Raw genomic sequence first — 13,360 nt, 5'->3', positions numbered from 1 at the left:
ATGGACAAAGTCATTCCCACTGCAGCCGAGGCCGTCGCGGACGTGCCGGACGGCGTCACGATCGCTGTCGGAGGATTCGGGCTCGTCGGAGTGCCCGAGATCCTCATCAACGCTCTGCTCGAGCAAGGCGCAACGTCACTCGAGACCGTGAGTAACAACTGCGGCACTGATGGATTCGGCCTCGGGGTGCTCCTCGAGAAGGGGCGGATTCGCCGGACCGTCAGCTCGTACGTGGGCTCCAACAAGGAGTTCGCTCGCCAGTATCTCGCCGGTGAACTGGAAGTGGAGCTCACTCCGCAGGGCACCCTCGCTGAGCGCATGCGCGCCGGTGGCGCAGGTATCCCCGCGTTCTTCACGCCCGCTGGTGTCGGCACCCAGGTCGCCGACGGCGGCTTGCCACTCCGCTACGACGGAAGCGGCGGCATCGCAGTTGCCAGCCCGCCCAAGGAAACTCGTGACTTCGACGGCGTCACCTATGTGATGGAACGAGGTATCGTCGCCGACTACGCCCTGGTTCACGCCTGGAAAGGCGACCGGCACGGCAATCTCGTCTACCGAGCAAGCACTCAGAACTTCAACCCGGCCGCGGCAACATCCGGTCGGATCACCATCGCTCAGGTGGAACACCTCGTGGAACCCGGCGAACTCGACCCCGCCGAGATCCACACACCAGGCATCCATGTCCAGCGAGTTGTCCACGTCGGCCCCGTGACGGTCGGCATCGAGAATCGGACGGTACGAGCATGACACTGACAAACGAGGCGGGCCAAGCTCCCACCAAACTCACCCGTGAAGAGATGGCTGCGCGGGTCGCTCGCGAACTCGAAGACGGCCAGTACGTGAACCTCGGCATCGGCATGCCGACGCTGGTTCCGAACTATCTGCCCACCGACATCACCGTTGTATTGCATTCGGAGAACGGCGTTTTGGGTGTCGGGCCGTATCCGACCGAGGATGAACTCGATCCCGAACTGATCAATGCCGGTAAGGAAACCATCACGGTGCTGCCAGGCGCGTCGTTCTTCGACTCGTCCGCGTCGTTCGGCATGATTCGCGGTGGCCAGGTGGACGTTGCTGTCCTCGGGGCCATGCAGGTCAGCGCCACCGGTGATCTCGCGAACTGGATGATTCCCGGTCACATGGTCAAGGGAATGGGCGGCGCGATGGACCTGGTCCACGGCGCCAAGCGCGTCATCGTGATGATGGAGCACGTGTCGAAGAAGGGTGAGCACAAGATTGTCGAAGAATGCTCCCTTCCACTCACGGGCAAGGGTTGTGTGCAGCGGATCATCACCGACATGGCGGTCATCGACGTGACCGCCGACGGTCTTCGCCTGGTCGAAACGGCGCCGGGAGTGAGCGTCGACGACGTTGTTGCCGCCACCGGAGCAAAACTGCTCGTCTGACGGTTCAGCGGACTCCGCGAGTGCGGAACTGCACGCTGATCCGCGGGCCGAGGGCGCGAGCGCTCTTGGGTACAGCGTGCTCCCACGTCCGTTGGCACGAACCTCCCATGACCAGCAGGTCGCCGTGCCCGAGGTTGAAGCGGATGGACTCACCGCCGCCGCGGGGACGAAGAAGTAGCGGGCGGGCAGCACCGAGCGACAGGATGGCTACCATCGTGTCCTCGGTGCGGCTTCGCCCGGTGTCGTCGCCGTGCCACGCGACGCTGTCGCTGCCGTCGCGGTAGAAGCACAGGCCGGACGTGGTGAACGGTTCGCCCAGTTCGCTGCGATAGTGGCTGCTCAGAGCGTCCTTCGCCTCGGTGAGCAGGGGATCCGGTAGTGGCTCGTTCTCGTTGTAGAAACACACCAGTCGCGGAACGTCGACCACGCGGTCGTACATCTGCCGCCGTTCGGCACGCCAGGGCACCGATCGTTCGAGGGTATCGAACACGGCCTCCGATCCAGTGAGCCAAGCCGGCCTGTGGTCGACCCACGCGCCCGCGGTGAGTGTCCGTCGTTGCAGGGTGTTGTCGAGGTCAGCCAAGGAAACACCTAGGTCGACATTGTCGAACAGTGACTGTTGCATGGCGCTGGACATGAAGATCAGACTACACCCAAAGCTAGAACATATGTTCGAATTTTCGAAGGATTCGCGGCGCATCAAGTTAGGCGGCCCACCTCCCGGCGAGTGACAGCCGGGCGGCAGGCCTGTTGCGGCTGACCCCTCGCTCCGAAATCTCCGCCGCAATCGGTCAATACCCCGGAAGGCTGCTCGCGAAACACGCCTACGTCGCTTCTTGCCCCGCCGCCGCGGCAGATTGCGCCTGCCACCGCTCTTCGACGCGTCCCAGCTTCCATACGGCAATCGCAACAAGCCAGGTGATCGCAAACAGCCCCACGATGATGAAGCCCATCGCGCCCCAGTCCAGGCTGCCGATCGTGCCCAGGATTCCGGTGTGAATCTCGAGCTTCTCGGTGAAGATCGAGATGATCTCCTGCACTCCGATGATGAGGGCGACGGCAACAGACAAGCCGGTAATCACCATGTTGTAGTAGATCTTTCGGACCGGCTGCGCAAACGCCCAACCGTAGGCAAAATTCATGAACGAACCGTCGATGGAGTCGAAGAGGCACATCCCGGCGCAGAACAGAATCGGCAGAACGAGAATCGAATACCACGGTAATCCCGTCACAGCTGCGCCGCCGGCGATGACGAGCAAGCCGACCTCGGTTACGGTGTCGAACCCCAGGCCGAACAGTAATCCGACTGGATACATGTGCCATGGCTTGCGGACCGTTTTCATGACCGGCCCCAGAATCTTGTTCAACGCGCCGCGGCTGTCGAGTTCCTTCTCGAGTTGTTCTTCGTCGAACGTTCCGGCCTTGTATTTTGTATAGACCCGGTGAATTCCGATGAGGGACACAAGGTTCAGGAGGCCGATCAGGATCAGGAATGTGCCCGAGACAGTGGTTCCGAACAATCCGGCCCATTTCCCCAGGTCGGAATTCTCGTCAGAGAGGGTGGACGCCAGCCGTCGTACGCCCAGCGCGAGCAGTGCAACCATGACAAATACGATGGTCGAATGGCCGAGTGAGAACCAAAACCCCACGGACATGGGCTTTTTGCCATCGGCAACAAGCTTGCGTGTTGTGTTGTCGATGGCGGCGATGTGGTCGGCGTCGAAGGCATGTCGCATTCCGAGCGTGTAGGCGGTGACGCCCAGTCCGACGCCGAACGCGCTGCCCTCGACGGTGTAGTGCCCGGGAACGACCAGGCCGAGCAGCACTGCCCAGCCGACGACGTTGAGCGTGACGACCGTGGCCGTCATTCCGATGATGCTGCGTCGCTGGGAGCGGTCCAGGCTCGTCCACGCTGCGACGAGTTTGTTTCCGGTCGAGTGTGTATCCGTCGTCATCGAACGTCACCGATTTCGTGTGGAGGGTCGGCGGGCCTGACACGGAAAAATGTCATAGATAAATCGTATAAGTGTTCAACTGTTCAGATAAGGGCGTTCTTGTTACAGATTGCCCATCAGGGAGTAAAGGTGCTTTGCTGCCTGATGGGAAAGTCAGGCGAAGATCGTGTTCATCAATGCGACGTACATCGCGGTCCCGACGACGATGCTCAGCACTGCGTTCTTTCGCCACAGATGGATTGCGGCGGTGGCCGAGACGGCGATCAGTTCGGGTAATCCGTGTGAGGGCCCGGTGACGGAGACGTTCTTCAGTGAGTACATCACCAGGATCAGCATCACTCCCGCCGGCATGTAGATGCCGAGGTACGCGACGAGCGCCGATGAGCGCAGTGGCTTCAGGACGGCAAAGGGTATGGCGCGCAAAGCAAAAGTGACGACGGCCATGATGGCAACGGCGGTGAAGATGTACGTGGTGTCAGGCATCTACTGCTGCTTTTCGGGAGGTGGCGAAGTATCGGATGATCAGGAAGGTGACAAACCCGCCCATGGCGATCGGTAGGACATGTTCGGGTGCGATGAGGCGGGCCACCAGTGCGCAGGTGACCGCTGCCGCTGGGACGGTGTAGCCGCTTTGAGCTCGCATCGCTTCGATCGACAGGACGACGAACAGGGCTGTGAGCGCAAAGTCCATTCCGACGATCGAATCGGGAATCCATTGTCCCGCAGTAGCTCCGAGAATTGCTCCGCCAACCCAGTAGCCGTGCAGGAACAGTTGCGAGAAGACGATGACCCGGCCGGAGAGGGCTTTGGGATCGGTTGTCACCGACATGGCATACGCCTCGTCGGTGAGAGCGAACATGCTGTAGAAGCGTGCAAACGGATTCTGCACCTTGTTCAGTGGGAAGCTCAGCGCATAAAAGACGTGCCGAAAGTTGACCAGCAACGCGGTGAGTGCGACGTAAGGCAGGGGAGTCATCGCGGCGACCATGCCGACGGCAATGAACTCGAGCGATCCGGCATAGATCAACGAAGTGAAAACCAGTGCCCACCAAGGGTTCAGGCCTTGCTGCACAACAAGCACCCCGAGGGCGATGCCGAGTGGCAGGAGTCCGATGCCGACCGGCAATGACAATGCAAAGGCGCGTCGCCACGCCGGGCTCTGGCGCGCGGCATCGACGGCAGTTGCATCCGCTGATGTTGAAGATTCGATCACCCCAGAAATGTAGTACAAAGTCCGCGGTTGACGATTGCCCAGAATGCGCGGAATTGAGACTTTGCGCAATAATATCCGCATGGATGCCATGGATGACGCAATTTTATTCCACCTCCGTCAGGACTCCAGTCTGACCAACACCGAATTGGCGGATCTGGTGGGGCTGACGCCGTCGCCGTGCCTGCGCCGGGTCAAGAAACTCGAGGCCGACGGAGTCATCACCGGTTACCGGGCAATCGTCAGCCCCGAGGCGCTCGACCGCGGATTTCAGGTGATCGTGACAGCCGAGATCGGCGTCAACGACCAGGCGACCATCGAGGACTTCGAATCACGCGTCGCGGCTTTCGACGAAGTGATCGAATGTCGACGGCTCTTCGGGATCCCCGATTACTTCATTCGCGTCGCGGTGAAGGATCTCGCGACATACGAACAATTCATGGCCACCAAACTCAGTGGCCTCCCCGCTGTGTCACGGGTGACCTCGCTCATCACGATGAAAACCATCAAGAGTGTGGACTGAGATTTTTGTCGGTAGGTGGCGTTAACGTCGGAACATGGGATACGAATTTCAAGTCACCGTGGACTCCGCGCAACCACATGAACAGGCAAAATGGTGGGCGGCCGCACTCGGCTGGGCTGTCGAGCCGAGCGATGAGGATTTCATCAGAGGTCTCGTCGCAGCTGGGCACGCGCAAGAATCCGACACAACCACTTTTGAAGGCGTGCTCGTCTGGAGGGAAGGTGCAGCCATCAGCGACCCGGAACATCCGGAGCGTCCGCGAGTTCTGTTTCAGCTGGTGCCCGAGAAGAAAACGGTGAAAAACCGACTTCACCTGGATATCAGAGTGGGAGACAACCGTGAGGACGTAGCCGCTCATCTCGAGGCGGTCGGCGCGACGATACTTCACCGAGGTCAGCAAGGCCCGAGCGTGTGGATCACGATGTCCGACCCGGAGGGCAACGAATTCTGTGTCAGTTAGCGGTACGAGCTGGGAGTATCTCCGGTCCAGCGTTTGAACGCGCGGCGGAACGCGCTGGGCTCGGAGAACCCGAGGCGAGCCGACAGGACGTCTACCGACTCGCCCCGGCCAAGGCCGGCGATCGCGACGTCGCGGAGCACCTCTTCGCGTAGCTGATTCAGTGACGTGCCCTCGCGGCGAAGCAACCGTCGCAAGTGCGGCACGCTGATCGAGAGCATTTCGGCAATCTCTTCCGCTGTCGAGGTGCGCCCCTTCACGCCTAACTCCACAACTCGGCGTACCTGGGCTGACGCGGTGCTGTCGTAATCGCGCTCGGACATCAGCTGGATAGGCGACGCGCGCAAGTACTCCTCGAGGGATTCCTCGGTCTGGATGATCGGCGCTCGCATCGCAGAATCGTCGAAATCCAAAGCGGCGCAGGGCGCATCGAACGTAACCGGGACGCCGAAGATGTAGTCGTAGTCTTGGGCCAACCGCGCATCCGGCGCCGAGTACGGGAACTCGACGGCCCGAAGCCGGACCCGCTTGCCGATCAACCACGCGGCAAATCGGTGTAGGAGGATCAGCATGAAGTCCGTTGTCACGCGTGCCGCGATATCGGGTTCGGAGATTCCTTCCCGCGGGTGACCGGAGAAACTGATGCGTGTGCTCTCCTCACCCGCTTCTATCGTCAATGGGGCCAAACTCGGCAGTGCTCGGATCACATCTGCCATCCGAGCGAAAGCGCTACCGAGGTCGGGGCAGTGAATCAATGTCAGGCAGATCAGCCGAAAGGTGCCGCGGGGGACAGGGGCGCGCCCGAGACCGAACAATTCGTCGTTCGTGATCTGCCAGGTGGTTTGGATGAACGTAGTTACTTGAGTGGGGGTGAGCCGGGCACGTGGGTCCGCGAGCGTGGTGAGATCGATTCCCGCTGCCCGCAAGGCGCCCGACAAGTCCACATTGTTGTCCGGCGAGAACATGAGATAACGCTGAATAAATGCAGTGGGGATGGTGCGAGCATTCATGGGTGAGCGGCTCCCCGGAGCAGATGGAGGCGTCTCGCTGCTTCGGCAAGTACGTGGTCCTGTTTGCAGAATGCAAACCGCACCAAGTGCTTCCAGCTGTCACGGTTGTCGGCGAATACGTCGACGGGGACGGCTGCGACTCCGATGCGTTCCGGTAACGCGCGGCAGAAATCTCCCGCGTCGGATTCGCCCAGTGGCCGGATGTCCGCGAGCAGAAAGTAGGTGCCACCTCCCGAATGCACGTGGAGTCCCGCGTCGGTCAACGCGTCGGCAAGCACATCTCGCTTGGACTGCAGACTCGATCGCAGATCCGCGACCCACGCTTGCTCGTTGGTCAATGCATAGGCGACAGCCGGCTGGAACGGCGCGCCGGCAACAAAGGACATGAACTGTTTGGCCGCGCGCACGCCGTCGATGAGCTCGCGCGGGCCGATCGCCCAGCCGGTCTTCCAGCCGGTGACATTGAAAGTTTTTGCGGCGCTGGACACTGTGACGGTGCGTTCACGCATTCCGGGCAGCGACGCCATCGGTGTATGCGTGAGGCCGTCGAACACCAAGTGCTCGTAGACTTCGTCGCTCAGCACGATCAGGTCGCGTTCGCACGCAATTTCTGCAAGTGCGCGCAATTCGTCATCGGTGAACACCGTCCCGGTGGGGTTGTGTGGACTGTTGACCACCAGCATCTTTGTCTTGGGGGTAATCGCTGCCTTGACTGCATCGATGTCGACAACAAATTTGTCACCCGACGCGACCAACGGAACGGTACGACGGATCGCGCCGGCCAGAGCGACGGAAGCCGCGTACGAGTCGTAGTACGGCTCGATAAGTACTACTTCCTCACCGGGTTCGACCAAACCCAGAATTGCAGCGCTGATCGCTTCTGTGGCTCCGACGGTCACCAGTACTTCGGAATCAGGATCGAATTCCAAGCCGTACCGTACTATCCGGTCGGCGGCAACGGCCTGGCGTAGAACTGGCATACCCGGGCCCGGCGGATACTGGTTGACTCCGTCGGCGATGGCTTGGCGCGCGACGTCGAGCATCGCGGCGGGTCCGTCGGTGTCGGGAAATCCTTGGCCGAGATTGACGGCGTTGTGAAGAGTTGCCAGTGCCGTCATCTCCGCGAAGATCGTGGACGCAAAAGGCTGCAGGCGCGAAACGGTGCGATTGCGGGGCGTCGAAGGCATCTTTGCAGCTTAGTCGGCGGCAGATGCATCTTCACATTGCTGTCAAGGCTCGGTTCAGCACGTTTAGAACCCCGCGTTCGTTCCACTCTGTAAGTGGCACCGATTGTGGTGCCGCAGACTTACGGAGGTTGTCATGCCCCGCATACCCGCAGTGGCGCCCGGTGACGGCGGACCACTGATCAAAGTGGCGTACAAGTTCGCCGCCCGGCAGTTCGACGAGGTCCCTGAACCGTTTGCCGTGCTCGCGAACCACAAGAAGCTGTTTCTGGCGGCCGCCGGGCATGAAATGGCAGTGCAGAAAGCGTCCAAAGTTCTGCCGGTGAGTGTCCGGGAGTTGGCGGTCTACCTAGTCGCTTCTACCGTGGGCTGTTCGTGGTGCGTCGACTTCGGCACGATGCTCGCGCGTCTGGACGGCCTTGACGTCGAGCGTTTGAAAGCGATTGAGCATTATCGAGACTCGCCGCTCTACAGCGAGGACGAGCGAGCAGCCATCGCGTACGCGGACGCGATGACAGGCGACCCACACGGTGAGCACGGAGTGACCGACGAGCAGGTTGCGGACCTCGAGCGTCGGTTCGGTAGGGCAGGGGTGGTGGAGCTGACCTATCAGATCGGGCTGGAGAACATGCGCTCGCGAATGTATTCCGCGTTGGGAATCACGGAACAGGGATTCGGTACCGACTCCTGCCGAGTTCCGTGGTCTCAAGAGTAGAACTCCGCAAGAGCGGATGAATTGATCTATCTTTAACGCACTTGCGGACATTTTGGCTTGTTTAGGGCTGCTGCGAGCCCTACGATCATGAGGTGCCCAACATACGAATACGCGAAGCGGCCGGGCTACTGGGTGTCAGTGACGACACCGTGCGTCGATGGATCGACAGCGGGCAGCTGAGCGCGGCAACCGACGATTCGGGTCGCAAGGTGATCGACGGCGCCGAACTGGCTGCGTTTGCGCGATCCAACGCGGCTCCCGCTCCCGTGGATCCGCTAAGTACCGGGACGTCGGCCCGCAACCGGTTTGCCGGCCTCGTGACCAAGGTTGTCACCGACACGGTGATGGCGCAGGTCGAAATGCAGTGCGGTCCGTTCACCGTGGTCTCGCTGATGAGCACCGACGCCGTTCGTGAATTGGGATTGGAAGTCGGCAGCATCGCGGTTGCCGTAGTCAAAGCCACAACCGTGATCGTGGAAACCCCGTCAACGTTGAAAACGCAGTGAGGAAATCAGTGAAAAAAGCGCTCGGAATAGTTGCCTCAGGTGTTCTCTCGCTTGCTCTGGTGAGCGGTTGCAGTAGCTCGGACAGCTCGTCACCTTCGACGGCGGCTGCCAGTACTTCGGCAACCGTGACCGGCGACATTACCGTTTTTGCGGCGGCATCGCTGAAGAACACATTTACCGAACTCGGCAAGGAATTCGAGGCCGAAAACCCCGGAACTACAGTTACTTTCAGTTTCGCTGGTTCGTCGGATCTGGTTGCGCAGATCATCCAGGGCGCTCCCGCGGATGTGTTTGCGTCGGCTGATGCGGCAAACATGAAGAAGGCCACCGACGCTGGAGTTGTTGCAGGTACGCCCTCCGACTTTGCGAGCAATACCCTCACGATCGTGGTGCCGCCAGGTAACCCGAAGGGAATCATCTCGTTCGCCGATTTGGCCGAGGAGGGAACACAATTGGTGATCTGTGCTCCCCAGGTTCCCTGCGGGGCTGCCACAAAGAAGGTCGAAGAAGCGAGCGGTGAAAGCCTGAAGCCGGTCAGTGAGGAGTCCTCGGTAACCGACGTGCTGAACAAAGTCACCTCAGGTCAGGCAGATGCCGGCATCGTGTACGTAACAGACGCGAAGTCGGCGGGCGACAAGGTCGAGACCATCGCCTTCCCCGAGGCCGCTTCCGTTGTCAACCTGTACCAGGTTGCAGCACTGAAGGATTCGAAGAACCTCACCACCGCGACCAAGTTCGTTGATCTCGTGAGTGGCCCGAAGGGTCTGGCTGTTCTGACGAATGCAGGATTTGCCGCTCCGTGATGCGAATCAGACCGGCAGTCCGTGCTCCGCTCGGGCTGCCGGTATGGATTTATCTCCCTGCCGTGATCGGCGGGGCCTTCGTGATAGTTCCGTTGCTCGCGATGCTGCAGACGGTGCAATGGTCGCAGTTCTGGCAACTCGTGACCTCGGAGTCGTCGATAGCGGCTCTGAAGCTGAGCCTGAAGACCGCGGCGATGAGCACAGTGCTCTGCATTCTCTTCGGGGTACCGATGGCTGTGGTGCTGGCGCGCAGCAGTTTCCGCGGACTGTCGGTACTGCGGTCACTGATCTTGCTGCCGCTGGTCCTGCCTCCGGTCGTGGGCGGAATCGCGCTGCTCTACACGTTCGGCCGCAAAGGGCTGATCGGGGAGCAGTTGGAAGTGCTCGGAATTCAGATCGCATTCTCCACGACCGCCGTTGTTCTGGCACAAACGTTTGTCGCGCTGCCGTTTCTGGTGGTCAGTCTCGAAGGGGCACTGCGGACGGCAGGCACTCGTTACGAGGCCGTGGCATCAACGCTCGGAGCCAGGCCGACCACGGTGCTACGACGCGTCACTCTGCCTCTGGTGATTCCCGGCCTGGTTTCGGGAGCCGTACTCGCCTTTGCGCGCGCGTTGGGGGAGTTCGGTGCGACGCTGACGTTTGCCGGCAGCCTACAAGGAGTCACCCGCACCTTGCCGCTGGAGATCTACCTGCAACGTGAGAGCGATCCCGATGCTGCCGTGGCACTTTCGCTGGTTCTGGTTGTTGTTGCCGTGGTCATCGTCGTCGCCGTCCGTGGGCGCGGATCGGCGGGATCACTGTGAGCGGCCTGCACGTGGATGTCGAAATCCCCGAACGCGACGTGATCGCCTCGTTCGACGTTGCCGCCGGTGAGGTGACAGCGATACTCGGTCCGAACGGCGCCGGAAAATCGACGGTGCTGGCTGCTGTTGCGGGACTGCATCATCCGAATCGTGGGCGAATCGAACTCAATGGACGGGTGCTGACCGATACCGCTGCCGGAGTCTGCGTGTCTCCGCATAAACGTGGGACGGTCCTGCTCGCTCAGGACGCACTGCTCTTTCCTCATCTCAGTGCCATGGACAACGTCGCGTTTGCACCGCGCAGTGCCGGGCGGTCTCGTCGTGAATCCGCGCAGGCGGCCCGCCACTGGCTCGGCGCCGTCGACGCCGGCGAGTTGGCGGATCGGAAACCGTCGCAGCTGTCCGGGGGACAGGCACAACGTGTTGCAGTGGCGCGAGCACTGGCGGCTGAGCCTGAACTACTGCTCCTCGACGAACCGATGTCAGCACTCGACGTATCGTCGGCCCCGGCGCTGCGTTCCTTGCTGCGACGAGTGCTGCGAACCGGTAACCGCACAGCCGTTCTGGTGACTCATGATGCGCTTGATGCCTTGGCGCTCGCGGATAGCGTCGTGGTTATGGATGGTGGACGCGTCGTCGAACGTGGAGATGTCCGGACGGTTCTGACGCGTCCTCGTAGTACGTTTGCCGCCAGGATTGCCGGAATCAATCTGCGTAGTGGCGTCATGATCGAGGACTGCGCGATCCGAACTCCTGGTGGTACCGCCATCGCCGGCCTTGCCGAAGTGGCTGTGCCAGTTGGTAGCCCAGCAGTTTCGATGTTCGAACCCAGTGCTGTGTCGGTGTATCTCCATCCGCCGCACGGAAGCCCTCGCAACGCGTTCGACGTCACTGTTGCCGAGATCGAGAATCGAGGCTCGACGGTTCGGGTACGCGCCGAGGATGACGAGGGACAGCCGGGACTTTCGGCCGACATCACGACAGCAGCGGCGGCCGAGCTCGATCTCGTTCCGGGCGCGACGGTGACCTTCGTTGTCAAAGCGACAGAGACGCTGATCTACGCTCAGTAACGTCTCACACGTTATTCGGCTCGAAGGATGGGTAGTGAACCCCGAAGACGCACCACCAGGGGAGCCTGCCGTTGTTCCCGCACCACGGCCTGCGCGGAGTGTGTTGTTCGGATTGCCGCCGGTGGGAAACCGATTTCCAGGAGCCGTTCGGGTGGCGCTCGCCCTCGCGATTCCGGCGACAATCGCGACGCTTCTCGGATACGGCTCTGCGTCACTTCTCGTCGGGCTGGGAGCCTTCGCCTCGATTTACGGTGAAGGCCGGCCATACCGGAGCCGGTGGAAAGTCGTCGGCATTGCCGCGTTGGCCTTGACGGTTCTCTCCTTCATCGGCGCATCGGTGGGCGAACCGATCCACCGGGCTATTTCCGAAGGCGCCCCCGAGGCTCTCCTGATACTCGTCATTCTGGTCATGGCAGTCGTGGTGTCGACCTGTGCGTTCACCGTTGACGCGTTGCGATTGGGGCCACCAGGAGCGTTCTTCCTCTTGTTGACGACAGAGATCAGTTCGGTGATCGCCACTCCGGGACAACCGCCGACAGAGGTTGCTCTGTGGACGGCCGTAGGCGGAGCGAGCGCACTACTCGTATCCATGACGGGGATACTGTGGGCGCCGAGAGCGGTGGAACACGCTGCCGTCGACGCGGCCGTGTCGGCCGTCGACGAATACGTGGCGGCGACAGATCAAGCGAACCGTCACGCTGCCGCGCTGCGACTTCAGGATGCATGGCAATGCCTGTACCGCGGAAAGATTGTCGGTACCGATCATCCGCTCACTCGTGAGCTGGAGCGCGCGCAGATGCGGATGGCGCGAGCACTGGCCGACGATCACGACCCGGAGTTGATGGCGGACGCAGCTTTCGACATCGACGAGGTAGGTGTGTATCCGCCTTTGCCCGACCCGACGATCCGGTACAGATTTCTGCGGGCCTGCAATCCGTCCAGTCGAGCGACGATCACTGCAATCCGGCTACTTCTGGCCTGCATCGCAGCGGGAAGCCTGACGGTTCTTCTCGGAATCGACCGACCGGATTGGGCAGTGATCGCAGCCGCGATGGTTCTCCACCAGGGGCCGGATCGAATTCTGGGAACCTATCGGGGGATTCACCGGATCGGCGGGACCGTTCTCGGGTTACTGGTGCTCGGCGGGGTGTATCTGTGGAGCCCGACCGGCCTTGCCATGGTGGCGGTACTTGCTGTGCTGCAGTTGGGAATCGAGCTGTTCCTGGTGCGCAATTACGGAGTCGCCGTCATCTTCATCACGCCGATGGCGATCCTTCTGGGTGCCGCCGGTGGCGCACACGGCACCGTGCAGCATCTGGTCCTGAGTCGAATGATCGAAACAGCAGTCGGCGTTGTGGTCGCACTGATCGTGCTGTGGACTGTGGGCCGCCGTGCTCATCGCCGAACTTTGGAGTGGGTCGACGGGCGCGTGGCGCGACTGCTCGGCGTGCTGCTCACCGACATTCGGGTGGCACAGCGTGCGCCGAGTGCAGAATTGTGTCGCGATCTGGAGTTCGAACTTCGCGGCGCCGCCATGGCAGGAATCGATGCAGCGCACAACGAACCGGACTGGGCGACACTGAAGTGGGCAGCGCACACCGAGTTGCATCACCTTGGATCCGATGTGCTGCACCGGTTGTCGTTCGGCACCACGGTGTCGCGCTCGCACCTCGAGAACTGGGAACGACGCTACGCGGCGTGCCGATCGAGTTGAC

The 13,360-nt window shown here is 61.3% G+C and carries 16 protein-coding genes; 10 read left to right on the top strand and 6 right to left on the bottom strand.

The window, feature by feature from the left end:
* On the top strand, positions 1 to 747 hold the full coding sequence (locus KYT97_RS30310; RefSeq protein WP_033234061.1) for a CoA transferase subunit A: 747 nt from the start codon (positions 1 to 3) through the stop codon (positions 745 to 747).
* Positions 744 to 1,406 carry a CoA transferase subunit B gene (locus tag KYT97_RS30305; RefSeq protein WP_033234062.1) on the top strand — a complete coding sequence of 221 codons (663 nt, stop codon included), beginning with the start codon at positions 744 to 746 and terminating at the stop codon, positions 1,404 to 1,406. The genes KYT97_RS30310 and KYT97_RS30305 overlap by 4 nt, the downstream gene beginning before the upstream one ends.
* A gap of 4 nt (positions 1,407 to 1,410) precedes the next feature.
* On the opposite strand, the gene KYT97_RS30300 is transcribed toward KYT97_RS30305, so the two are convergent.
* The 4 genes from KYT97_RS30300 to KYT97_RS30285 all read right to left on the bottom strand — a co-directional run bounded on the left by KYT97_RS30300 (position 1,411) and on the right by KYT97_RS30285 (position 4,574).
* Positions 1,411 to 2,043 carry an alpha-ketoglutarate-dependent dioxygenase AlkB gene (locus tag KYT97_RS30300; protein ID WP_219111502.1) on the bottom strand — a complete coding sequence of 211 codons (633 nt, stop codon included), beginning with the start codon at positions 2,041 to 2,043 and terminating at the stop codon, positions 1,411 to 1,413.
* A 187-nt stretch (positions 2,044 to 2,230) separates the two neighbouring features.
* Complete coding sequence (gene nicT, locus KYT97_RS30295; RefSeq protein ID WP_033234064.1) at positions 2,231 to 3,361, bottom strand: Nickel transporter NicT; 1,131 nt, start codon at positions 3,359 to 3,361, stop codon at positions 2,231 to 2,233.
* Between the two features lie 153 nt (positions 3,362 to 3,514).
* Positions 3,515 to 3,844: a branched-chain amino acid transporter permease gene (locus tag KYT97_RS30290; protein WP_033234065.1), complete on the bottom strand. Its 330-nt coding sequence runs from the start codon at positions 3,842 to 3,844 to the stop codon at positions 3,515 to 3,517.
* Complete coding sequence (locus KYT97_RS30285; protein ID WP_245005969.1) at positions 3,837 to 4,574, bottom strand: AzlC family ABC transporter permease; 738 nt, start codon at positions 4,572 to 4,574, stop codon at positions 3,837 to 3,839. The genes KYT97_RS30290 and KYT97_RS30285 overlap by 8 nt, the downstream gene beginning before the upstream one ends.
* 79 nt (positions 4,575 to 4,653) lie before the next feature.
* Between KYT97_RS30285 and KYT97_RS30280 the strand changes: the two genes are divergently transcribed.
* Positions 4,654 to 5,094 carry an Lrp/AsnC family transcriptional regulator gene (locus KYT97_RS30280; RefSeq protein WP_033234066.1) on the top strand — a complete coding sequence of 147 codons (441 nt, stop codon included), beginning with the start codon at positions 4,654 to 4,656 and terminating at the stop codon, positions 5,092 to 5,094.
* A 34-nt stretch (positions 5,095 to 5,128) separates the two neighbouring features.
* Positions 5,129 to 5,554, top strand: coding sequence for a VOC family protein (locus KYT97_RS30275; RefSeq protein WP_033234067.1), 426 nt, complete (start codon positions 5,129 to 5,131; stop codon positions 5,552 to 5,554).
* On the opposite strand, the gene KYT97_RS30270 is transcribed toward KYT97_RS30275, so the two are convergent.
* Both KYT97_RS30270 and KYT97_RS30265 read right to left on the bottom strand, forming a co-directional pair.
* Positions 5,551 to 6,561, bottom strand: coding sequence for an AraC family transcriptional regulator (locus KYT97_RS30270; RefSeq protein WP_033234068.1), 1,011 nt, complete (start codon positions 6,559 to 6,561; stop codon positions 5,551 to 5,553). The genes KYT97_RS30275 and KYT97_RS30270 overlap by 4 nt on opposite strands.
* The gene (locus KYT97_RS30265) at positions 6,558 to 7,748 is read right to left on the bottom strand and encodes a pyridoxal phosphate-dependent aminotransferase (protein ID WP_033234069.1); all 1,191 of its coding nucleotides are present in this window, start codon (positions 7,746 to 7,748) and stop codon (positions 6,558 to 6,560) included. Before KYT97_RS30265 ends, KYT97_RS30270 begins: the two co-directional genes overlap by 4 nt.
* Positions 7,749 to 7,881: 133 nt before the next feature.
* On the opposite strand from KYT97_RS30265, the gene KYT97_RS30260 reads away from it, so the two are divergent.
* The 6 genes from KYT97_RS30260 to KYT97_RS30235 all read left to right on the top strand — a co-directional run bounded on the left by KYT97_RS30260 (position 7,882) and on the right by KYT97_RS30235 (position 13,359).
* Positions 7,882 to 8,460 carry a carboxymuconolactone decarboxylase family protein gene (locus tag KYT97_RS30260; RefSeq protein ID WP_219111500.1) on the top strand — a complete coding sequence of 193 codons (579 nt, stop codon included), beginning with the start codon at positions 7,882 to 7,884 and terminating at the stop codon, positions 8,458 to 8,460.
* Between the two features lie 92 nt (positions 8,461 to 8,552).
* The gene (locus KYT97_RS30255; protein ID WP_033234071.1) at positions 8,553 to 8,966 is read left to right on the top strand and encodes a TOBE domain-containing protein; all 414 of its coding nucleotides are present in this window, start codon (positions 8,553 to 8,555) and stop codon (positions 8,964 to 8,966) included.
* Complete coding sequence (modA, locus tag KYT97_RS30250; RefSeq protein ID WP_425332394.1) at positions 8,963 to 9,769, top strand: molybdate ABC transporter substrate-binding protein; 807 nt, start codon at positions 8,963 to 8,965, stop codon at positions 9,767 to 9,769. Before KYT97_RS30255 ends, modA begins: the two co-directional genes overlap by 4 nt.
* Entirely contained in the window at positions 9,769 to 10,575 is an 807-nt protein-coding gene (locus KYT97_RS30245; protein WP_045068977.1) for an ABC transporter permease, read from the top strand. Before modA ends, KYT97_RS30245 begins: the two co-directional genes overlap by 1 nt.
* Positions 10,572 to 11,645 carry a sulfate/molybdate ABC transporter ATP-binding protein gene (locus KYT97_RS30240; protein ID WP_045068979.1) on the top strand — a complete coding sequence of 358 codons (1,074 nt, stop codon included), beginning with the start codon at positions 10,572 to 10,574 and terminating at the stop codon, positions 11,643 to 11,645. Before KYT97_RS30245 ends, KYT97_RS30240 begins: the two co-directional genes overlap by 4 nt.
* 34 nt (positions 11,646 to 11,679) lie before the next feature.
* Entirely contained in the window at positions 11,680 to 13,359 is a 1,680-nt protein-coding gene (locus tag KYT97_RS30235) for an FUSC family protein (protein WP_219111498.1), read from the top strand.
* Position 13,360 lies beyond the last annotated feature (1 nt).

Origin of the sequence: Rhodococcus globerulus, assembly GCF_019334125.1 — a bacterium.
In the GTDB taxonomy this organism is placed as follows: Bacteria; Actinomycetota; Actinomycetes; order Mycobacteriales; family Mycobacteriaceae; genus Rhodococcus_F; species Rhodococcus_F globerula.
Note: the sequence above shows the minus strand (reverse complement) of the source record. Positions and strands in the feature narration are given on the sequence as shown.